The following is a 20,259-nucleotide window of genomic DNA, read 5'->3' as shown; positions in this document are numbered from 1 at the left end:
GGAGGATTATGAAACAGCTTACGATCGGAAACGTGAGCCTTGCAAATCCTGTGATTTTAGCGCCAATGGCAGGTGTCAGCGACCTGCCATTTCGTTTGCTCTGCCATGAGCAGGGGGCAGGAATGGTCTGTTCGGAAATGATCAGCGCAAAGGCGATTCTTTATCATAACAAAAATACCGAAGAACTGATGCAGATTCATCCGGACGAGGGACCGGTTTCCCTGCAGCTGTTCGGCTCTGATCCGGATATCGTCAGCGAGATGGCAAAACGAATTGAAGAACGTCCGTTTGCGGTGATGGATCTGAACATGGGCTGTCCGGTGCCGAAGGTGGTCAACAACGGCGAGGGCAGTGCCCTGATGAAAAATCCCCTGTTGGCGGGAAAAATTATAGAAAAAACGGCAAAAGCGATTCAAAAGCCCCTGACGGTAAAAATTCGCAAGGGCTTCGATGATGCGCACGTCAATGCGGTTGAAATGGCAAAAATCGCGCAGGAATCCGGCGCTGCGGCTGTTGCGGTGCACGGCAGGACGCGGGAGCAGTATTATTCCGGAACGGCGGATTGGGACATCATCACACAGGTAAAGCAGGCGGTAAAAATTCCTGTTATCGGGAACGGGGATGTTGTGGACGCGGCAAGTGCGCTGCGGCTGTTTGAGCAGACCGGCTGCGACGGCATTATGGTCGGACGTGGCGCACAGGGCAACCCGTGGATTTTCCGGGAAATTCTGGCAGCACTGGAAGACCGCGAAATTCCGGCACGCCCGAACCGCCGGGAGTTGTACGAGATGATCCTCCGCCATGCACAGCTGTCCTGTACCTACAAAGGTGAATATATCACTGTGCGCGAAATGCGCAAGCATCTGGCGTGGTACACGACCGGACTGCCGCATGCGGCTGCACTGCGCAGACAGATCAACAGCATGGAGACGATGGAAGAGCTGATGGAGGGAATGAAACTGCTGCTGGAGGCATAAACTGGTGTATGAGAGAAATCGCTTACTTTATGCTGGAGACGCGTGCCAGGGAAGCGCTGTTCTCCCGTTTGGGCAGCCGCGCACTTCGCTGGGAAACGCCGAGATTGGAACGTTTTTTGTGGCGCGGCTATCGGGTCAGCCTGTATCTGTTTCCATGCCGCCTCGAGGGCACGAAGCGACTGCGCTGGTGGATGGAGCGGATTGGCAGCGCCTTGGAAGAGCAGGGGACTGCGCTTTGGCTTACGCCGGAGCTGGAAGCCGCCTGGGAGGATTGGCAGCCGCCGTTGCCGGATGCAGCGCTGGCGGCAGAAATTTTGCGCGGTCAGCCGTTTCGAGAAAATCTGGTGCTGCTTGCGGATGCAGAGGAAACGGCGGGACAATGGAGCCGTGGACGCGAAAACGGTATCCGTCCCGTGTCTCGTCTCTGGCAGGAGGACTTTTTACGACTGGTGTCAGCGGATTTAAACGGCTTGTATCTGGTGGGGCAGAAGGAAGCAGCGTGGGAGCATTTTTCAGACTGGCTGTATGAGGAGAGCGGTCTGCCAGTCTGTTTTGTAAATAGAATACCAGAAACGGATGGACGGAAAACCGTTCTTGTGGAGCTTCGGGTAAATGCCCGGATTTTGAAGGAACATCCGGAATTTGGAAGCCTGTATGTGGATTTGACGTCTGATGTCGAAAAAAGGCGGCAAATCAGGGAAAAAAGAGCCGATATCTCCTATATCTCCGCCCGAAATTACCTTGACACTGCTCTGAAAGCACGGTATAATGCGATTTGATTAAAAGAAACGAAAGGGCGCGGGAAAATATCCCTGCGCCCGAGATTTTTCATGAGGTAAAAGGAAAAGCAAAATGGAAGAAAAAAAGAATATCCTTACCTATCAGGGACTTCGGAAATATGAAGATGAGCTGCATGACCTGAAGGTTGTCAAACGTCAGGAAGTAGCACAGAAGATTAAAGAAGCAAGAGAACAGGGTGACCTTTCCGAGAACGCGGAATATGATGCAGCAAAGGACGAACAGCGCGATATCGAAGCAAGGATTGAAGAGCTGGAAAAGATCCTGAAGAATGCAGAGGTTGTTGTAGAAGATGAGGTTGACTTAGACCGCATCAACATCGGCTGTCAGGTTAAGATCCTGGATCTGGAATACGATGAAGAGCTGGATTACAAAATCGTCGGCTCTACAGAAGCAAACAGCTTAAAGGGTAAAATTTCCAACGAATCTCCGGTTGGCAAAGCGCTGATTGGTGCAAAGATCGGAGATATTGTAGAGGTAGAAACCCAGGCAGGTGTGATTAAGTACAAAGTGCTGGAGATTGAACGTTCCAACTAAGGACAGGTCCGATCTGACCAGCTGGAAAAGGAGTAAGTAAGGTGGCAGACGCACAGAATAATCAGAAAAATCAGCAGCAGGATCTGAACCAGATCCTGAAGGTAAGAAGAGAGAAGCTTGCTGCACTGCAGGAAGCCGGAAAGGATCCGTTCCGTCATGTAAAATATGACGTGACTGCACACAGCAGGGACATTGTGGAAGGCTTTGAAGAGCTGGAGGGCAAGACCGTCAGCATCGCAGGCAGAATCATGTTCAAGCGTGTGATGGGCAAGGCATCCTTCTGCAATGTTCAGGATTTAAAGGGAAGCATTCAGGTGTATGTAGCCCGCGACAACATCGGGGAAGAGCCCTATGCAGATTTTAAAAAATATGACGTAGGCGATATCATCGGTGTAAAGGGTGAAGTATTCAAAACCAAAACCGGTGAAATTTCTGTACATGCTTCCGAAGTGGAGTTGCTGACCAAGAGCCTGCAGGTACTTCCTGAGAAGTTCCACGGTCTGACCAATACTGACCAGCGTTATCGTCAGCGTTATGTCGACCTGATCATGAATCAGGACGTTAAGGATACTTTTGTAAAACGTTCCAGAATCATCAGCGCCATCCGTCGTTATCTGGACGGACAGGGCTTTATGGAAGTGGAGACTCCCATGCTGGTTGCAAATGCCGGCGGCGCTGCTGCAAGACCCTTCGAGACGCATTACAATGCGTTGGATGAGGATGTAAAGCTGCGTATTTCCCTGGAGCTGTATTTAAAGAGACTGATCGTAGGCGGTCTGGAGCGCGTTTACGAAATCGGCCGTGTATTCCGTAATGAAGGTGTTGACACCAGACATAATCCGGAATTTACCCTGATGGAGCTGTATCAGGCATTTACCGATTATCACGGCATGATGGATCTGGCAGAGAACCTGTACCGTTTCGTTGCGCAGGAGGTTCTGGGCACAACACAGATTCCTTACGGCGAGTATGTTCTGGATCTGGGCAAGCCCTTTGAACGCATCACCATGCTGGATGCTGTTAAGAAATATGCAGGTGTGGATTTCAATGAAATCCATTCCGATGAAGAGGCAAAAGCGGTTGCAAGAGAACATCACATTGAATTCGAAGAGCGCCATAAGAAGGGCGATATCCTGAGCCTGTTCTTCGAAGAATATGCAGAAGCTCATCTGATTCAGCCTACTTTTGTTATGGATCATCCGGTAGAAATTTCTCCTCTGACCAAGAGAAAGCCTGAAAATCCGGATTATGTGGAACGATTCGAGCTGTTTATGAACGGCTGGGAAATGGCAAACGCTTATTCTGAATTAAACGACCCTATCGACCAGAGAGCACGTTTCAAGGCACAGGAAGAACTGCTTTCCCAGGGCGATGAAGAAGCAAATACAACGGACGAAGACTTTATGAACGCACTGGAGATCGGTATGCCTCCTACGGGCGGTATCGGTTTTGGTATCGACAGAATGGTAATGCTGCTGACCAATTCCCCTGCGATCAGAGACGTATTACTGTTCCCGACAATGAAGTCATTGGATAAAAAAGACCAATAAAATCAAGGGTTTGCGGACTTCCAACTTGTATGGTACGACAGGAGTACGACAAAATAACCTATCTTAAAGGGTTAAAACAAACGATTTTAAATTAAAATCGAGTCAGTTCAAGTTCATATTTTGTACTATAAGGACATTTTTCTAAAAGAAATTTTAGAGGAATGTCCTTTTTTGTTATGGTCAACGGAACAAAATAAGAAAATGGAGGAAGTCAGTATGAACAGTACAGCGTTAGGAGCAGAAAAAGAAAATATTAACTTTATCAGTGAAGCACATGAGAAATTCTACTATGAAAAAATTCAGAAAGTTAGAGAAGCAGATGTATATCACAAGGCATTTTGCTATTGCATTGGAATGAACGAAGATACACGAAGAAATGTGGATAGAATTTATAATTTCAAGACTGGATGTGTAAAACCGGAGTGCCTGCATGAAGGCTGGCAGACCAGTGGAAGTGCAAAGGTTGTCAGAATGGCATTTAATCTGTATTGCAATGGTACACCGAGCGTGGATGATGAACAGGACACAGAGGAGCAGGTGGATGAGTGCCGGAGATATTCAGTAGAGGATTTGTTCTGCTGTTGCTATGCACCATATTTCTGGCAGGCAATACAGATTCGCTATCCGGAGTATGCCACATACAATAAAAATTTGTATGCAATGTTTGGAGGAAATGATTGATGTTAAAGATTCGGTTGATGGGAACAAAAAATGATATTACATGGTTCAAAAAAATCATGCAGAGACACCCAAAGGTAGAGGTTCTGGAAATGTCAGACCTCTATCCCAACAAGGGAACAGATAAATATTACAGATCGTATGTAGAAGTAAAAAAGAGCAATGTAAAAGAATAATAGTAGAATTTGGAGGAATTTCATCATGTGTAAAGTTATAGTAATCGGAAACCAGAAAGGTGGAGTTGGAAAGACCACCACAACAAGTAATCTAGGTATTGGACTTGCAAAAAAGGGGAAAAAGGTGCTTCTGATAGATGCGGATGCACAGGGAAGCCTGACAGCAAGTTTAGGCTTTCAGGAGCCGGATAAACTGGATGTATCTCTTGCAACCATTATGGCGAATATCATCAATGAAGAAGATATGGAGCCGGATTATGGCATCCTAAAGCACGACGAGGGTGTAGACCTTATGCCCGGCAATATAGAGTTGTCAGGATTGGAAGTATCACTGGTAAATGTCATGAGCAGGGAGCTTGTGCTTCGGACTTATATAGAACAGCAGAAAGAAAGGTATGATTACATTCTGATTGATTGTATGCCTTCCCTTGGCATGATTACCATAAATGCCTTTGCAAGTGCCGACAGCATCCTTATTCCGGTGCAGGCAGCATATCTGCCGGTAAAAGGTCTGGAACAGCTTATAAAGACCATAGGAAAGGTAAAAAGGCAGATCAATCCAAAATTGGAGATTGAAGGTATTCTGCTTACTATGGTTGATAACAGAACGAATTATGCAAAAGACATCAGTGCATTGGTTGTGGAGAATTATGGTAGCAAGGTAAGAATATTTGAAAACAGTATTCCGATGTCGGTAAGAGCTGCGGAGATTTCTGCTGAAGGTGTCAGCATTTATGAGCATGATCCAAATGGAAAAGTAGCGAGTGCCTATCAGTCATTGACAGAGGAGGTGCTTGCAGATGAATAAAACAGGAAGTGCCGCAAAGGTAAAACTGAACAGCTTCGATGATTTATTCGGAGATGGACAGCCACAGGCAGGAATAGAGCAGGTACAGGAAATTGCATTATCAGAACTGCATGAGTTCAAAGGTCACCCATTTAAGGTACTGGACGATGAAAAGATGCAGGAGACGGTGGAGAGTGTCAGAGAGCATGGCGTGCTGATGCCGGGTATTGCAAGACCAAGAGCTGAGGGCGGCTATGAAATTATTGCAGGACACCGAAGGAGACATGCGTGTGAGCTTGTAGGACTTGATACAATGCCGATGTTTATTCGTAATTATACGGACGATGAAGCCACGATTATCATGGTGGACAGCAATATTCAAAGAGAAGATATTCTTCCAAGCGAAAAAGCGAAGGCATATCGCATGAAATACGAAGTCATGAAGCATCAGGGAAGCAGAGCAGGTGGACTTACGCTGGACGAACTGGGAGGAGCTACAGGAGAGAGTGCAAAAACTGTTCAAAGATATATATGGATTTCACGATTATCGGAACTGTTGCTTGATATGGTGGATTCGGGGAAAATAGGCATTATGCAGGCGGTGGACATCTCGTTTTTATCAGAGGATGCACAGCAATGGGTATTGGTTGCCATACAGGACACCAATGCTGTCATAACCAAACAGCAGAGTGCCATGCTGAAGGAAAGTGACAAAAAAGGAGAGTTGACCTTTCCAATGGTGCGTATGCTTCTGGAGAAAGAAAAGCCGGTAGAGCGTAAGGTTGTTATAAAAACAGAACGCATTAACAGTTATTTCCCGGATACATACAGCACAGATGATATAGAAAAAATAATATTTCAGCTATTAGATAACTGGAAAAATACGCAGTAGGAAGGAGGAGACGAGAATGGGAGAAATTTTGCAGCTAGACTATTATTACGGAATAGAAGCGGAACAGTTCTCATTCTATCGTGTTCCACGCCTGCTGATAAAGGACGAGAGATTTAAGAAGCTGTCCAGTGATGCAAAATTATTGTATGGACTTATGCTTGATCGTATGTCGCTGTCTATGAAAAATGAATGGTTTGACGATGAAAATCGTGCATACATCATTTATACCATAGACAGCATTATGGAGGATTTGGGATGCGCTAAGGAAAAAGCTGTTAAGGTATTGGCAGAGCTTGATTCTGTAAAAGGAATTGGTCTGGTAGAAAAGGTGCGCAGAGGACTTGGAAAACCGGATATAATTTATGTGAAAAATTTTGCTTCAATTTCAGAGCAGATGGACGAAAAAGAGCCTGCTAATGCTGATGAAATCACAGAAGTCGGAAAATCGAACTTCAAGAAGTCAGAAAATCGAACTTCTGGAAGTCAGAAAATCAAACTTCAAGAAGTCAGAAAATCGAACTTTCGGAAGTCAGAAAATCAAACCTCTGGAAGTTCGGAAATCGAACCTCAAGAAGTCGGAGAATCGAACCCTAATTATACTAACTATAATCAGACTTATATGAATCAGACTAATTATAACCATACTGAGGAGAGTTATAACAATCCTATCAATCAATCTGCAACAGAAAAGCCACAAGATGATGTGATTGATTCGATGGATGATGCACAGGCATACATAGAACTGATTAAAGAAAATATCAATTATGATCATCACATGAAGTATGATGGTTATGGTGAAAAAGAACTTTATGACGAATTATTTGGGATAATCTGCGAAGTAGTGTGCGTAAAGAGAAAATCAATCCGAGTTGCAGGTGAGGATTATCCGTATGAGCTTGTAAAATCCAGATTCTTGAAACTGAACAGCAGTCATCTGGAATATGTGATTGGTTGCATGAAAGAGACAACGACAAAGATTACAAATATCAAAGCGTATATGATAACAGCACTTTATAATGCACCAACTACGATAAATCATTTCTATCAGCAGGAAGTGCAGCATGATATGTATGGAGGTGGATGGCATGAAAAGGGTATTATTTAAGGTGATTTTGCCGCTGGCATTTGTTGCAGTATGGCTGAATATGTGTTACTGGATATGTCTGGGAGAGAACGGAGTAAACTGGTTTCAATTCTGGATTATGAGTGGATTTCCATTCGGCATACAAAAGATGCTCGTACTGCTGATACCTCGCAATTTTGGAATTGCAGGGAGCATTGGAGTGTTGGCACTTGACGCAGTCATAGGCGGCATGATCGGAGTGATTGTCCTTGCAATAAAAATTATTGCAATCATTAGGGAAGTAATCAATATCATAATGGAACTTGCAGGAAAGAGAATTTCTTGCTGAACAGGAGCAGGTATGAAATGAAAGTTTTTATACCTGCTTGTTTTATAACTTCTGGTCACAGCGTCCAGAAGTGGAAAGGAAATGATATGGAATCAATGAGAGATACCAAGCGTATCATGGAGCGTGAAATCAAAAAAGGAAGCACACCATTAACTTTTGAACAAATGGAGATTGATACAGAGAACTACCAAGAGATTACTTCTGAGGAGAAGCTAACAGAGGTATTGCAGTACCTTCACAGGGTAGGGAATTATAAATCTTTGGCAGGAAAAACAGTGATCAACAATGTTTATACTTTTATGCGTGGAAGAACACCGGATTTTACCAGAGCAAGAAGTATATTTGACCGGGAAAAGATATATCATCAGATGCTTCGGCAGGAAAAGAAGATGAAACCAGTTTATGACGGAGATTGTTATATCGAAACAGCAAAGTGCTATTTTTCATTGCCGGAGGAATGGGAAAAGCATAAAATGATGTATCGGAATAATGATGCGTTTGGTTTTATCCTGTCAAATAAGTATATCTTAGGATTGTATAAATATTGCAGGGAAGCAAGGCGGGATATTGCAATGGAAGCTCATGAAATACCGAAGAATACAAATACAGTTGTTCAGCGGCTTATAAACATGGATGATCTGGAAGTGCTATCACATTGTTTGTTGCTTGACGATGTATGGGTAGAAAATAATCTGATCGGTGCAAAGATGTACACGATTTTTAAGTTAGGAATTTCTTCTCAAAGCACAGCTTTTCTGCTATAATGGGCATTAGCTTATTATGTCTGGAGGAAAATGAATATGTGCGATGAAAATATGAATTTAGAAGAACAGGTTACTGAGCAGCCTGTTGAGCCAAAGGTGGAAACAGAACCATTATTTGAGGAAATGGTAGATTTTGATACATTCAGCAAGTCAGATTTCCGTGTTGTAAAAGTAAAAGAATGTAGTGCGGTAAAGAAAAGCAAGAAGCTGTTACATTTTGTTTTAGATGATGGAACAGGAACTGACAGAGTTATTCTTTCCGGTATTCATGCATATTATGAACCGGAGGAGCTGGTTGGAAAGACATTACTTGCAATTACAAATTTACCACCGAGAAGTATGATGGGAATTGATTCCTGTGGTATGCTTTTATCCGCTGTCCATACAGTAAACGGAGAGGAAAAACTCAACTTGGTTATGTTGGATGATGCAATTCCGGCAGGTGCAAAGCTCTACTAATCAAAAAAGGATATAGAAGAATTTACAGCGTTAAGGCAGATATGAGATCGAAAGGTTTCGTATCTGCTTTTTTTATTGCAACAACTTCTGGTCACAGCGTCCAGAAGTGGAAAGGAAAAGAAAATGAACAGAAAAGATGTGAAGAAATTATTGCTTGCTGTTATTGCTGTGGTAATTGTGGCAAAAATAGCAAGAGACATTATGAAAGCGAGAAAGCAGAAAGAAAATATCCCTGCTGATATATTCGAGGATTTTTATGAGGAAGAAATGAACTGGTGGGATAAAGACCTTGAGGAAGGGGAGGAGCAGTAAGTATGGCAATGAAAACACAGCTTCACAGGCTGTTGGTTCCACCCTAAATCAAGTTGGTGCAGATAAGGAAGGAGGTACACCGTGCAGGAGGAAACAACACAGAAAACCATTGCTCTTGCAATCAAGACTTCCAAACTGACCGCAAGCGTGTTACAGAAGGCGATGAAGATGTATCTGGAACACCAGAAGCATAAGGAGCCTTCCCATGGGAAAATCCCGGTAAAAAAGCTGGTCGGTCAGGGAGAGGGTGCAAAGTCCATTGAGGTTACGGATAGCAATATTAAATCCTTTGAGCGTGTTGCAAGGAAATACAATGTCGATTTCGCAGTAAAAAAGGATAAGACCATGGAACCACCCAAGTATCTTGTATTTTTCAAGGGCAAGGATGCCGATGTGATTGCACAGGCATTCAAGGAATTTGTCAAAGTTAATGAGAAAAAACAGCAGCGTCCGTCACTCAGACAGAAACTGAAAGGACTTCAGAAGATTGTTGCACAGAATAAAAATAAGGAGCGCAGCAGAGAGAAAAATAAGGACAAGGGACAGAGCTTATAAGCAAGGTCATTGACGGGATTGTGAAAGATTTGCAGTCAATTCCGAAAACTCTCAAAGAAAAAACAAAAGGGGTAAATAAAAAGCAGCTTGCCCTGAAATGTGCTCCCTATGTGATCTTCGGGTATGTTCTGAATAAGGTTTCATGGCTGTATGGACAGCAGGCAGATGATAACACCTTACAGAAGGTGTTGGACACAATCAATGGGATTGGAGGTGCGTTCCATAATCCGCTACCAAGTTTTCTGCCGAGGGATTTACTGGTAGGAGTGGGTTGCGGAATTGGATTTCGTATGGTAGTTTATTATAAAGCGAAAAATGCAAAGAAATTCCGGCAGGGAGTGGAGTACGGTTCAGCAAGGTGGAGTGCATAATCTTAACTGTAAACAACGACTTTATGGACGCAGGAGGATATGCACATGAGCAATTACAATAAAATCACAGCCCTTTACTCCCGCCTTTCCGTAGGCGACGAGGACAGGGACGGCGGCGAGAGCAACAGCATACAGAACCAAAAAATCTTTTTGGAGAACTACGCCAAAGGGCAGCACCTAACCAATATCCGGCACTACATTGACGACGACGAAAGCGGCAGGTTTTTTGACCGTTCTGCTTACTCCCGCATGATTGAAGATGTGGAAAGCGGAAAAATCGGTGTGTGTATTATGAAAGACCTTACCCGCTGGGGGCGCGACTATCTCCAAGTCGGAAACGCTATGGAGATTTTCAGGCGGAACAATGTGCGCTTTATCGCAGTCAACAACGGCATAGACAGCGAAAACCCCGACACATTAGAGTTTGCCCCCTTTATCAATATCATGTCGGAGTGGTACGCAAAGGACATCAGCAAGAAAGTGAAAACGGGCATTAAGACCAAAGGCATGAGTGGAAAGCCGATTGCCACCGAAGCCCCTTACGGCTATATCAAAGCCCCGGACAACAAGGATTTTTGGATAATCGACGAGGAAGCCGCCGAGGTTGTACGCCTTATTTTCCGTCTGTTTTTGGACGGGAAAAACCGAAACCAAATCGCCGTATATCTGACACAGGAGCAAATCCCAACCCCCACTTTCTACATGAAAGACCGCGGGCGGGGAACTTGTAAAAATAAGACGCTCAACGAGGATAACCGTTACAAGTGGAACAAAGCCACGCTGACCCATATCCTCACGCGGCAGGAGTATTGCGGCGATGTAGTCAACTTCAAGACTACAAAGCATTTTCGGGATAAGCGAAACCACTATGTAGACAGAAGCCAGTGGCACATCACAGAAAATGTGCATGAGCCGATTATTGACCGCACCGACTTTGAAAATGTGCAGCGGATTTTGGAAAACGCACCTGTCAAACGCCCCAACGGGGACGGAGAAATCCACCCTCTGTCCGGCTTGCTTTTCTGTAAAGACTGCGGCGCAAAAATGCACATTCGCATAGATTACCGAAACGGCGGCAAGCGCCATGTTGCCTATTGCAGCGAGTACCACAAGGGAAAAGCCAAAAATCCCAAGTGCAGCTCTCCGCACATCATGGACGCGGATCTGCTCATGCAGACCGTAGCAGATGTGCTGAAAAAAATCGCGGAATACTCTATCAGCAACCGGGCAGAGTTTGAAGCCTTAGTGAAAAAGAGCCTTGCCATGCAGCAGACCGACAAGACAAAGAAACAGCAAAAGCGTATCCCGCAAATCACGACGCGCCTTGAACAGATTGACAAGGTGCTGAATAAACTTTATGAGGACAACGCGCTGGGGACTATCCCGCAAGACCGCTATGAGCAGATGTCGCAGAAGTATTCCGAAGAATACTACTCACTGAAAGCCGAGCTTGAACAGCTTAGGGAACAGCTATCCGCTTTTGAGAACGCGGGAGGACGGGCGCAGAAGTTTGTAAAGCTGATAGACCGTTACGCTGACTTTACCGACCTTACCCCGACTATCCTCAACGAGTTTATCAGCCGGATTGAAGTGCATGAGCGTGACAAGAAAAGGGCGAAACAGGCTATTCAGCATATCGGGATATATTTTAACCATATCGGCAGATTTGAAAATGAACTGACACAGCTTGCAGAGCCGACAGAGCAGGAAATCCGGCAAATGCGTGAGGAAATCGAAGAAGCAAGAAAGGAAAAGAGCCGCGCCTACCACCGCAACTATTCAAGAGAATACCGGGCGAGAAATCTTGAAAAGAGGCGGGAGTACGACCGTATCAAAGCGCGGGAATATCGGGCGAAGAAAAAGGCGCAGGCTGCCGCCGCACTGTCCGCACCATAAAACAGAATAGCAACATCATAGAGGGATTTTCCGAACTACGGGAAGTCCCTTTTTTACGCCCGGAGAAAGGAGTAACCTATTGACAGAAAAGAAAGGAACACCCACCCCACCGACCAAACCGGACGGAGTTATCACGACACAGAGAAACGGGCAGACCATTGTTGCGGAGCTGTTTTTTAACCACAACGCCACAGAAACATTCTCCGACAAGCTGCTGAAAACGATACTTGCCGACAGTCTGCGTTTTTCTGCGTCTGACGGTCAAGAGCCGGAAAAAACAGAAATCTTGCGATAACAGCCGCCCCGACGATACATTCCCCGTTTGGGCGGTTTTTATCGTCAAAAACGCAGTTTTCCCCAAGTCAAGAGCCGAGGAAAACACCCGAAAAACACCCCTATTGCGTAACAGGGACGCAGAAAGGAGCTTGCATGAGAACAGGGCTTACCAAACAGGAAAAGACCACCGATATATGGTTTGACGAGAAAGACCCCCTTATCCATATCCGCACCCACAACACCAACCTCAAAAAGCGGCTTGCCGCTTATGCCGAGCAGTACCCCGACGAGTGCTACCAGACCGACACAGACCACGAAACAGGCTGCATGGAGTTTGATATTGCAAAGGGGCGTTTCTCTTTCCGTCTGACCGCCCCATACAATGAGCAACGCCGGAGAGCCGCCAGCGAAGCGGCGAAAGCTAACGCAAGCAATCTCACGCGAAGTGTGGTATAATTTTTTGAAAAAGTTTGAGATTTGATGTAGTATTCGTCGTTAAAACCGTAGTATATAGGTGAAGCCGGAGAGGAGGCGGTGCAATGATAGAGGATGAAAAAATCATAGAAATGTTTTTTGAACGTTCAGAACAAGGCATACGGGAGTTGGATATAAAATACGGAACAGTCTGCCACAATCTTTCCTATCATATCGTAGGAAGTAGGCAGAACGCAGAGGAATGTGTAAACGACGCTTATTTAGGTGTATGGAACACTATTCCCCCTGCACGACCTAACCCACTTTTATCCTATGTTCTGAAAATCGTTCGGAACATTTCAATCAAAATTTATTGGAGAAAGGAAGCAGCCAAACGAAGCAGCCATTACACGATTGCTTTGGAGGAAATTGAAACCTATGTAGCAGATACTCACACAGTAGAAGCAGAAATTGAAGCTAAAGAATTAGCCCGTATCATTGAAAGTTTTTTAGATACGCTGACTACTGAAAACCGCGTTATTTTCATGCGCCGCTATTGGTTTTCTGACAGCTACAAAGACATAGCCGAGGTTGTGGGGCTTTCAGAGAAAAATGTCTCTGTCCGGCTGACCCGTATCCGCGAAAAGATGAAACAATATTTAATTGAAAGAGAGGTCTTTATATGAACGCAAAGAAGTTTTCCGACGCTATGAGCGAGCTTGACAACAAATACATTGACGAAGCCCTTAACTATAAGAAAAAGGTCAAGAAGCCCATTTGGATTAAATGGGGAGCTATGGTAGCCAGTTTGCTCCTTGTTTTTACCATGTCTGTTCCAGCATTAGCGGCAGCAGATTTTGGACCAGCTTATAATCTACTCTACAAGGTATCTCCGGCAATTGCCCAAAAGTTAAAGCCTGTTAGTATGTCCTGCGAGGATAATGGGATTAAGTTTGAAGTAATTTCGGCTTATGTTGAGGGTAGCGAAGCAAAGATTTTTATTTCCGTACAAGATATTGACGGAGATAGAATTGATGAAACGACAGATTTGTTTGATAGCTTTAGTATCAATACACCTTTTGATTGTAGCAGTTCGTGTGAAAATATAAGCTATGACACCGAAACAAAAACCGCCACTTTCCTAATTTCTATATCACAATGGAATGAAAAAGACATTATTGGTGAGAAAATTACTTTTTGTGTCCGAGAAATGCTGAGCAATAAGCAGGAATATGATGCGATATTGACAGATTTGGATTTGACCCAAATTAGTGCTACACCAAAAACAATTACCCCGACTCAAATTTGGGGTGGTGGGGGAACAAACTACAATGAAATGGAAAACAATTTTCAGGCATTGAAAACAACAGGTATTCTGTGTTCCCCTATTGCTGAGGTAGATATTACAGCCATGGGATATGTGGATGGGAAATTGCATATACAAGTCAAGTACGAGGATAGTTTAGAAACGGATAATCATGGCTATATCTATTTCAAAAATGACAAAGGAGAGGAAATCCACTGTATCGCAAATATTGCATTTTCTACTGATAGTGAACATCAAGAACGGTATGTGGAATATGTTTATGATTTGTCAGATGTTGATTTAACCCAATATAAAGTATATGGATATTTTGTTACGAGCGATACACATATCGAAGGAAATTGGAGTGTTACTTTCCCTTTAGAAAGCATAAGTCAATAAGTTTTCGTAGTTACCGATATAAATACAAACCAAATAATTCAATGAGAGCAGCCTTTTTCACACAAAAACGGCTGCTCTTTTCTATGCTATGAGCAGAAAGGAGCGATCAACCATGACAAAGCCAAGAGAGAAAACCCGCGAGGAACTGCAAGCCGAAATCGAGGACGGAAAAAAGAAAATCCGGCAGTTTGAGAACCGGGAAAAGGTGCTGCGGCAAAAGCTGTCGCAAGAGGAACGCCGGACACGCAGCCACCGCCTTATTGTCCGAGGCGCAGTCTTTGAAAGCATTGTGCCGGAAGCAAAGAACATGAGCGACGAGGAAGCCGCAGCACTTCTTAGGTTTGCACTGACGAGTGAGCTGGTACGGGAATATCTGAAAAAACGAGCCGAGAACGGGAACGCTGAATAAATCCCTTAGACACTAAGGGCGCACTTATACACCCTAACGGGCGTGTGCGCTCTGCCGAGGGCTTTATCTTAAGCACAGGGATTTTACCCCGCGCTACGATTGGCGGCTTTGCCGCAGACAGGGGACGCTACACTTCCCCTGCGACAGCTTGCGCTGTCTACCCTTTTGTGTACTTGCGGAAACCGAACACCTTGCTACGCAAGCTATTCATTTTCCACAAGTTTTATATCCGCTATACTGGAGGTGATACCCATAGCCATTTACCATTGTAACATCAGCATAGTCAGTCGGGGCAAAGGCAAATCAGCAGTTGCCGCAGCCGCCTACCGAAGCGGCGAAAAGCTGACAAACGAGTGGGACGGAATGACCCACGACTACACCCGCAAAGGCGGCGTTGTCCATACCGAAATCATGCTGCCGCCCCATGCCCCGCCCTCTTTCTCTGACCGTTCTACCCTATGGAACAGCGTGGAACTTTATGAGAAAGCCGGGAACGCCCAGCTTGCGCGTGAGATTGACGCAGCACTCCCCATAGAATTATCACGAGAGGAACAGATACGGCTTGTCCGGGAATACTGTTCCTCTCAATTTGTTTCTAAAGGAATGTGCGTGGATTTTGCTATCCATGACACCGACAGCGGCAACCCCCATTGTCATATCATGCTGACCATGCGACCACTTGACGAGCGCGGCGCGTGGGCGGCGAAGTCTAAAAAGGAATATGACCTTGATGAAAACGGGGAGCGCATACGCTTGCCGAATGGCAGATACAAGACCCACAAGGTTGACCTCACAGGCTGGAACGACAAAGGCAACGCCCTCTTGTGGCGCAAAGCGTGGGCTGATATTTCAAACAGCTATCTTGAACGCGCCGGAAGCACAGAGCGTATCGACCACCGCAGCAACGCCGAGAGAGGAATTGACGAGATACCTACTGTCCACATGGGCGTAGCCGCCTGTCAAATGGAGAAGAAAGGCATAGCCACCGAGAAAGGCGAACTGAACCGGGCTATCCGCAAATCAAACAGACTGATAAAGGAAATCCGGGCGCAGATCGGCAACCTCAAAGAATGGATTGCCGGACTGCTTGCGGCGTGGGAAACTTCCCCAAGAAAACAACAACCGCCAAAATCTCCGAACCTTGCAAATCTTCTGATGAAGTATTTGGGCGTTCAGAGGGAAAAGAGCCGGAAGTATTCGCAGAGCTGGCAGCACCAACACGCAGCCGACGAACTGAAAACCATATCACAGGCGGCGAATTATCTTGCGGAGCATGGTATCTCTACCCTTGACGAGTTGGACGCTTCTCTTTCCTCTGTCAGTGATGAAGCCTTTTCAATCCGGGAGGGAATGAAAGCCGCCGAGCAGCGCATGAAAGAGCTGCAAAAGCTGATAGAGAACGGCGAGAATTATTTGCAGTACAAGCCCATTCATGCAGAACTGAAAAAGCTGAAAAACGGCTGGACGAACAAACGGGATAAGTATGAGGAAACCCACCGCGCCGAGCTAACCTTATGGAATGCAGCAAGCCGCTATCTCCATGCAAATCTGACAGATACAAAGACGCTGCCTATCTCCAAATGGAAACAGGAATACGCCGACCTCAAAGAGCAGAGAGATACCGACTACACCAAATTGAAAGCTACCCGCGCCGAGGTTGCCGAGCTTCAGAAGATACGCAAGTGCGTTGATATTGCGCTGAGAGCCGAGCAGCCGGAGCAGACACAGAACCGTACCAAGCGGCATGATATAGACCGCTGAAAGGAGTTGAAATTTTATGTATTACACCCAAGAACAAATAGACCGAGCCAACCAAGCCGACCTTGTTTCTTTTCTTCAAGGACGGGGCGAGCAGCTTACCCGCGCCGGACAGGAATACCGTTGGAAACGGCACGACAGCTTGACTATCCGGGGAAACAAATGGTACAGGCACAGCCAAAGCAAAGGCGGCGCACCCATTGATTTTGTCATGGAGTTTTTCGGTAAGAGCTTTACCGAAGCCGTAGAACTGCTGACAGGAGAAAAAGGCGCAGCACCACCGCCGGACAGACCAAGCCCTGCGTCCTTTTCTGACTTCCGACTGCCGCCCCGCAGCTCCGACAACCGCATAGCGAGGAACTACCTCACAGCCGCCCGCCACATTGATGAAGATGTGTCGGGCTTTTTCTTTTCCACCGGGGATATTTACGAGGAAGCCGCCCACCATAACGCCATATTTGTGGGACGGGACGAGGACGGAGTACCACGCTACGCTCATCAGCGCGGCACAGCCGGGAACTTCCGGCTTGATGTGAAAGGCAGCGATAAAGCCTTTAACTTCTGCTACCGGGGCGAGGGCGAAAGGTTGTTTGTCTTTGAAGCCCCTATTGACCTCTTATCTTTTCTCTGCCTGTTCAAAAAGGACTGGCAGAAGCAAAGCTATCTTGCGCTGGGTGGCGTGGGAGATAAAGCCCTTATGCGCTTTCTCTCTGACCGCCCGAACATCAAGACCGTATATCTCTGCCTTGACAGCGACAAAGCCGGAAACGACGCTTGCAGCCGCCTTGTGGAGCTTATGCCGGAGGGCTTGACCGTCCACCGCCTTATCCCTCTTTTCAAAGACTGGAACGAGGTGCAGACGCGCCGGGGCGAAATCACAGACGGGAAATATCTGCGGGAAGCTGTCTATGGATTGAAAGAACCGCCACAGGAAGAAACCGTTGAGATTATCCGCATGAGCGAGGTTGACACACAGACCGTTGAATGGCTATGGGAGCCGTATATCCCCTTTGGGAAAGTAACCATAGTACAGGGCAACCCCGGCGAGGGCAAGACCACCTTTGCGCTGCGCCTTGCCGCTGCCTGTACCACTGGCGGGACGCTTCCGGGCATGAAGCCTATACAGCCGTTTCAAGTGATTTATCAGACCGCCGAGGACGGTTTGGGCGATACCGTCAAGCCCCGCTTGATAGAAGCCGCCGCAGACCTTGACCGGGTGCTTGTGATTGATGAAGCAAAACGGGAGCTTACCCTGTCCGACGAGCGCATAGAGAAAGCAATCATACAGAACGGGGCGCGTCTGATTATCCTTGACCCCATACAGGCGTATATGGGCGACAAAGCCGACATGAACAAAGCAAACGAGGTGCGCCCCATTTTTCGCCGCCTTGCCGAAGTTGCAGAGCGTACCGGGTGCGCCGTTATCCTTATCGGACACCTCAACAAAGCTGCCGGAGGACAGAGCGCATACAGGGGCTTAGGTTCTATCGACTTTAGAGCCGCAGCAAGGAGCGTCCTTTTAATCGGGCGCGTGAAGCGTGAGCCGAATGTTCGTGTTATCATTCACGACAAATCTTCCCTTGCGCCGGAGGGAAAGCCCGTTGCCTTTTGCCTTGACCCGGAAACAGGCTTTGAGTGGATAGGCGAATATGATATAACTGCCGACGAGCTGCTGTCCGGCGCGGGCGGCAACAACGCCACCAAAACCGAACAGGCTGAAAAGCTGATACTTGACCTACTGGCAGACGGAAAAGAACTTGCCAGCGAGGACATAGAGAAAGCCGCAGCCGACGCGGGGATTTCTGCCCGTACTGTCCGGGCGGCAAAGAAAAACCTTGACGGACGCATTACCTCAAAGCGTATCGGCGCAGCATGGTATCACGCCCTAAAAAAGTGAACTGGCAAAATCCAAGTGGCAAAACCCAGATACCTTGCCACTTTGCCACTTCGCCACTTCAACCATAATCCCACCGCCCCATGTATGACCGCGTGGGGCTTTATCGTGGAAAAAAGAGCCTATGTTGCGTCAATAACTCTAAAAAGCACTTGACAAAACGCTTCATGGGGAACCGCCAAGGATATTGAACCGTATGTTGATCCTGTATTCGAGAACAACGTATTATTAACTGCAACGGAGAGACTTATGATGTCGGGCAGACCAAAACAGCCGAAGTATGCGAGAAATAAAAACATACTTGTAATCGGTGGTTCCGGTTCCGGCAAGACCAGATTTTTTGTTAAGCCGAACCTCATGCAGATGCACAGTTCCTACGTTGTGACTGATCCCAAAGGCACAGTCCTCGTGGAATGTGGCAAAATGCTGTCTAAGAATAATTACCGGATCAAGGTGCTGAACACGATTAACTTTGCAAAATCAATGCATTACAATCCTTTCGCTTATATCCGTAGCGAAAAGGACATTCTGAAACTCGTAAACACAATCATTGTAAATACCAAAGGGGAAGGACAGCAAGCCTCTGAGGATTTCTGGGTGAAAGCGGAAAAGCTCTATTATACAGCCCTGATCGCATATATCTGGTACGAAGCACCGGAGGAGGAACAGAATTTTTCCATGCTGATTGATCTGGTGGATGCCAGTGAAGCAAGGGAAGATGATGAGAATTTTAAAAATGCGGTTGACCTGCTGTTTGAGGAGCTGGAAAAGGAGAACCCGAACCACTTTGCGGTCAGACAGTATAAAAAATACAAGCTGGCGGCGGGTGTTGTATGCTCTAAAAGACTTCTTAATCAAGCGGTTGGGAAGTCTCTTAGAACACACAACCTAAAACCGAAGAAAGGAGCGCAAGCTATGAGAAAAAACGAGAAAATCACAGCTCTGTACGAACGATTGAGCCGTGATGACTTTGGCAAAGATGATGACCAACAGCGTGAGAGCAATTCCATATCCAATCAAAAGGCAATGTTGGAGGAATTCGCCGCACGGCAGGGCTTTACAAACATTGTCCATTTTACAGACGATGGCATTAGCGGCACCTGCTTTGACCGCCCCGGATTTTTGGCAATGATGAAAGAGGTTGAAGCCGGGAATGTGGAGTACCTGTGTATCAAGGACATGAGCCGCATGGGTCGTGACTATCTGAAAGTCGGTCAGATTATGGAAATTCTGCGTCAGCGTGGCGTTCGCCTTATCGCCATCAATGACGGCGTGGACAGTGCCAGAGGGGACGATGATTTTACCCCTTTCCGCAACATCATGAACGAGTATTATGCCAGAGACACCAGCCGTAAAATCCGTTCCACTTTCCAGTCCAAAGGCAAGTCCGGCAAGCACCTCACAGGCACGGTCATTTACGGCTATCTCTGGAACGAAGCCAGAGACCAATGGCTGGTTGACCCCGAAGCCGCAGAGGTGGTCAAGCGCATCTTTTCCATGACGATTGACGGCTACGGTCCGTATCAGATCGCCAGCAAGCTGAAAGAAGAAAAAATTCTCATTCCGTCCGCTTACCTTGCCCAGCACGGCGAGGGCGTGAACAAGAATAAGACTTTCAAAGATGTGTACGGCTGGGGTT

At 46.3% G+C, this 20,259-nt stretch carries 22 protein-coding genes and 2 pseudogenes; all 24 read left to right on the top strand.

All coding sequences use genetic code 11. The features are described 5' to 3' along the window. Window positions 1–8: 8 nt before the first annotated feature. Window positions 9–977, top strand: coding sequence for a tRNA dihydrouridine synthase DusB (gene dusB, locus OCV62_RS03235; protein WP_262585098.1), 969 nt, complete (start codon window positions 9–11; stop codon window positions 975–977). Between the two features lie 8 nt (window positions 978–985). Continuing rightward, window positions 986–1,756 carry a hypothetical protein gene (locus OCV62_RS03230; protein ID WP_262585097.1) on the top strand — a complete coding sequence of 257 codons (771 nt, stop codon included), beginning with the start codon at window positions 986–988 and terminating at the stop codon, window positions 1,754–1,756. Window positions 1,757–1,829: 73 nt separating this feature from the next. Next, window positions 1,830–2,312, top strand: coding sequence for a transcription elongation factor GreA (gene greA / locus OCV62_RS03225; protein ID WP_021914116.1), 483 nt, complete (start codon window positions 1,830–1,832; stop codon window positions 2,310–2,312). A gap of 41 nt (window positions 2,313–2,353) precedes the next feature. Then, window positions 2,354–3,844: pseudogene (gene lysS, locus OCV62_RS03220) on the top strand (lysine--tRNA ligase); the annotation flags it as partial. 234 nt (window positions 3,845–4,078) lie between these two features. Then, a complete protein-coding gene (locus OCV62_RS03215; RefSeq protein ID WP_262585094.1) occupies window positions 4,079–4,543 on the top strand; it encodes a DUF6075 family protein in 465 nt (154 codons plus the stop codon). After that, complete coding sequence (locus tag OCV62_RS03210; RefSeq protein WP_006858014.1) at window positions 4,543–4,716, top strand: hypothetical protein; 174 nt, start codon at window positions 4,543–4,545, stop codon at window positions 4,714–4,716. Before OCV62_RS03215 ends, OCV62_RS03210 begins: the two co-directional genes overlap by 1 nt. Before the next feature lie 25 nt (window positions 4,717–4,741). Continuing rightward, a complete protein-coding gene (locus OCV62_RS03205) occupies window positions 4,742–5,524 on the top strand; it encodes a ParA family protein (protein ID WP_158436725.1) in 783 nt (260 codons plus the stop codon). Next, window positions 5,517–6,395, top strand: coding sequence for a ParB/RepB/Spo0J family partition protein (locus OCV62_RS03200; protein ID WP_262585093.1), 879 nt, complete (start codon window positions 5,517–5,519; stop codon window positions 6,393–6,395). The genes OCV62_RS03205 and OCV62_RS03200 overlap by 8 nt, the downstream gene beginning before the upstream one ends. Window positions 6,396–6,411: 16 nt before the next feature. Further along, on the top strand, window positions 6,412–7,500 hold the full coding sequence (locus OCV62_RS03195) for a DUF6017 domain-containing protein (RefSeq protein ID WP_006858010.1): 1,089 nt from the start codon (window positions 6,412–6,414) through the stop codon (window positions 7,498–7,500). After that, on the top strand, window positions 7,481–7,807 hold the full coding sequence (locus OCV62_RS03190) for a DUF6050 family protein (RefSeq protein ID WP_006858009.1): 327 nt from the start codon (window positions 7,481–7,483) through the stop codon (window positions 7,805–7,807). Before OCV62_RS03195 ends, OCV62_RS03190 begins: the two co-directional genes overlap by 20 nt. A 17-nt stretch (window positions 7,808–7,824) precedes the next feature. Continuing rightward, window positions 7,825–8,571, top strand: a complete 747-nt coding sequence (locus OCV62_RS03185; protein ID WP_262585092.1) for a hypothetical protein — start codon at window positions 7,825–7,827, stop codon at window positions 8,569–8,571. Between the two features lie 51 nt (window positions 8,572–8,622). Next, window positions 8,623–9,030, top strand: coding sequence for a methionyl-tRNA formyltransferase (locus OCV62_RS03180; RefSeq protein ID WP_416822281.1), 408 nt, complete (start codon window positions 8,623–8,625; stop codon window positions 9,028–9,030). A gap of 123 nt (window positions 9,031–9,153) precedes the next feature. Beyond that, window positions 9,154–9,342, top strand: coding sequence for a hypothetical protein (locus tag OCV62_RS03175; RefSeq protein WP_044999310.1), 189 nt, complete (start codon window positions 9,154–9,156; stop codon window positions 9,340–9,342). A gap of 81 nt (window positions 9,343–9,423) precedes the next feature. After that, window positions 9,424–9,897 (top strand): PcfB family protein, encoded by a 474-nt coding sequence (locus tag OCV62_RS03170; RefSeq protein WP_055261068.1) that lies wholly within the window; start codon window positions 9,424–9,426, stop codon window positions 9,895–9,897. Between the two features lie 20 nt (window positions 9,898–9,917). Beyond that, on the top strand, window positions 9,918–10,268 hold the full coding sequence (locus OCV62_RS03165) for a conjugal transfer protein TraG (RefSeq protein WP_262585087.1): 351 nt from the start codon (window positions 9,918–9,920) through the stop codon (window positions 10,266–10,268). 45 nt (window positions 10,269–10,313) lie between these two features. Next, window positions 10,314–12,164 (top strand): recombinase family protein, encoded by a 1,851-nt coding sequence (locus tag OCV62_RS03160; RefSeq protein ID WP_055304249.1) that lies wholly within the window; start codon window positions 10,314–10,316, stop codon window positions 12,162–12,164. A gap of 79 nt (window positions 12,165–12,243) precedes the next feature. Beyond that, a complete protein-coding gene (locus OCV62_RS03155) occupies window positions 12,244–12,459 on the top strand; it encodes a transposon-encoded TnpW family protein (protein ID WP_055304251.1) in 216 nt (71 codons plus the stop codon). A gap of 134 nt (window positions 12,460–12,593) precedes the next feature. Then, the gene (locus OCV62_RS03150; RefSeq protein ID WP_055304253.1) at window positions 12,594–12,896 is read left to right on the top strand and encodes a hypothetical protein; all 303 of its coding nucleotides are present in this window, start codon (window positions 12,594–12,596) and stop codon (window positions 12,894–12,896) included. Between the two features lie 83 nt (window positions 12,897–12,979). After that, the gene (locus OCV62_RS03145; RefSeq protein ID WP_055304255.1) at window positions 12,980–13,540 is read left to right on the top strand and encodes an RNA polymerase sigma factor; all 561 of its coding nucleotides are present in this window, start codon (window positions 12,980–12,982) and stop codon (window positions 13,538–13,540) included. Next, complete coding sequence (locus tag OCV62_RS03140) at window positions 13,537–14,559, top strand: DUF4179 domain-containing protein (RefSeq protein ID WP_055304257.1); 1,023 nt, start codon at window positions 13,537–13,539, stop codon at window positions 14,557–14,559. The genes OCV62_RS03145 and OCV62_RS03140 overlap by 4 nt, the downstream gene beginning before the upstream one ends. Window positions 14,560–14,647: 88 nt before the next feature. After that, the gene (locus OCV62_RS03135) at window positions 14,648–14,968 is read left to right on the top strand and encodes a DUF3847 domain-containing protein (protein ID WP_465245351.1); all 321 of its coding nucleotides are present in this window, start codon (window positions 14,648–14,650) and stop codon (window positions 14,966–14,968) included. 252 nt (window positions 14,969–15,220) lie between these two features. Continuing rightward, the gene (mobQ, locus tag OCV62_RS03130; protein WP_226840161.1) at window positions 15,221–16,729 is read left to right on the top strand and encodes a MobQ family relaxase; all 1,509 of its coding nucleotides are present in this window, start codon (window positions 15,221–15,223) and stop codon (window positions 16,727–16,729) included. Between the two features lie 16 nt (window positions 16,730–16,745). After that, on the top strand, window positions 16,746–18,623 hold the full coding sequence (locus tag OCV62_RS03125) for an AAA family ATPase (RefSeq protein ID WP_173700118.1): 1,878 nt from the start codon (window positions 16,746–16,748) through the stop codon (window positions 18,621–18,623). Between the two features lie 156 nt (window positions 18,624–18,779). After that, a pseudogene (locus OCV62_RS03120) lies at window positions 18,780–20,259 on the top strand (type IV secretory system conjugative DNA transfer family protein); the annotation flags it as partial.

The sequence above is a fragment of the Gallintestinimicrobium propionicum genome, assembly GCF_025567525.1.
Classification (GTDB): Bacteria; Bacillota; Clostridia; order Lachnospirales; family Lachnospiraceae; genus Gallintestinimicrobium; species Gallintestinimicrobium propionicum.
The sequence above is the reverse complement of the archived record's forward strand: the minus strand, read 5'-3'. Positions and strand labels throughout refer to the sequence as shown.

Excerpts from the sequence above, each read along its gene's own strand:
- OCV62_RS03190 (WP_006858009.1), top strand. The coding sequence starts at position 7,481 with ATGAAAAGGGTATTATTTAAGGTGATTTTGCCGCTGGCATTTGTTGCA.
- OCV62_RS03150 (WP_055304253.1), top strand. The coding sequence starts at position 12,594 with ATGAGAACAGGGCTTACCAAACAGGAAAAGACCACCGATATATGGTTT.
- OCV62_RS03230 (WP_262585097.1), top strand. The coding sequence starts at position 986 with ATGAGAGAAATCGCTTACTTTATGCTGGAGACGCGTGCCAGGGAAGCG.
- OCV62_RS03160 (WP_055304249.1), top strand. The coding sequence starts at position 10,314 with ATGAGCAATTACAATAAAATCACAGCCCTTTACTCCCGCCTTTCCGTA.
- OCV62_RS03140 (WP_055304257.1), top strand. The coding sequence starts at position 13,537 with ATGAACGCAAAGAAGTTTTCCGACGCTATGAGCGAGCTTGACAACAAA.
- OCV62_RS03205 (WP_158436725.1), top strand. The coding sequence starts at position 4,742 with ATGTGTAAAGTTATAGTAATCGGAAACCAGAAAGGTGGAGTTGGAAAG.
- OCV62_RS03180 (WP_416822281.1), top strand. The coding sequence starts at position 8,623 with ATGAATTTAGAAGAACAGGTTACTGAGCAGCCTGTTGAGCCAAAGGTG.
- OCV62_RS03185 (WP_262585092.1), top strand. The coding sequence starts at position 7,825 with ATGAAAGTTTTTATACCTGCTTGTTTTATAACTTCTGGTCACAGCGTC.
- OCV62_RS03125 (WP_173700118.1), top strand. The coding sequence starts at position 16,746 with ATGTATTACACCCAAGAACAAATAGACCGAGCCAACCAAGCCGACCTT.
- OCV62_RS03215 (WP_262585094.1), top strand. The coding sequence starts at position 4,079 with ATGAACAGTACAGCGTTAGGAGCAGAAAAAGAAAATATTAACTTTATC.
- greA (WP_021914116.1), top strand. The coding sequence starts at position 1,830 with ATGGAAGAAAAAAAGAATATCCTTACCTATCAGGGACTTCGGAAATAT.
- OCV62_RS03135 (WP_465245351.1), top strand. The coding sequence starts at position 14,648 with ATGAGCAGAAAGGAGCGATCAACCATGACAAAGCCAAGAGAGAAAACC.
- dusB (WP_262585098.1), top strand. The coding sequence starts at position 9 with ATGAAACAGCTTACGATCGGAAACGTGAGCCTTGCAAATCCTGTGATT.
- OCV62_RS03210 (WP_006858014.1), top strand. The coding sequence starts at position 4,543 with ATGTTAAAGATTCGGTTGATGGGAACAAAAAATGATATTACATGGTTC.
- OCV62_RS03200 (WP_262585093.1), top strand. The coding sequence starts at position 5,517 with ATGAATAAAACAGGAAGTGCCGCAAAGGTAAAACTGAACAGCTTCGAT.
- OCV62_RS03195 (WP_006858010.1), top strand. The coding sequence starts at position 6,412 with ATGGGAGAAATTTTGCAGCTAGACTATTATTACGGAATAGAAGCGGAA.
- OCV62_RS03145 (WP_055304255.1), top strand. The coding sequence starts at position 12,980 with ATGATAGAGGATGAAAAAATCATAGAAATGTTTTTTGAACGTTCAGAA.
- OCV62_RS03175 (WP_044999310.1), top strand. The coding sequence starts at position 9,154 with ATGAACAGAAAAGATGTGAAGAAATTATTGCTTGCTGTTATTGCTGTG.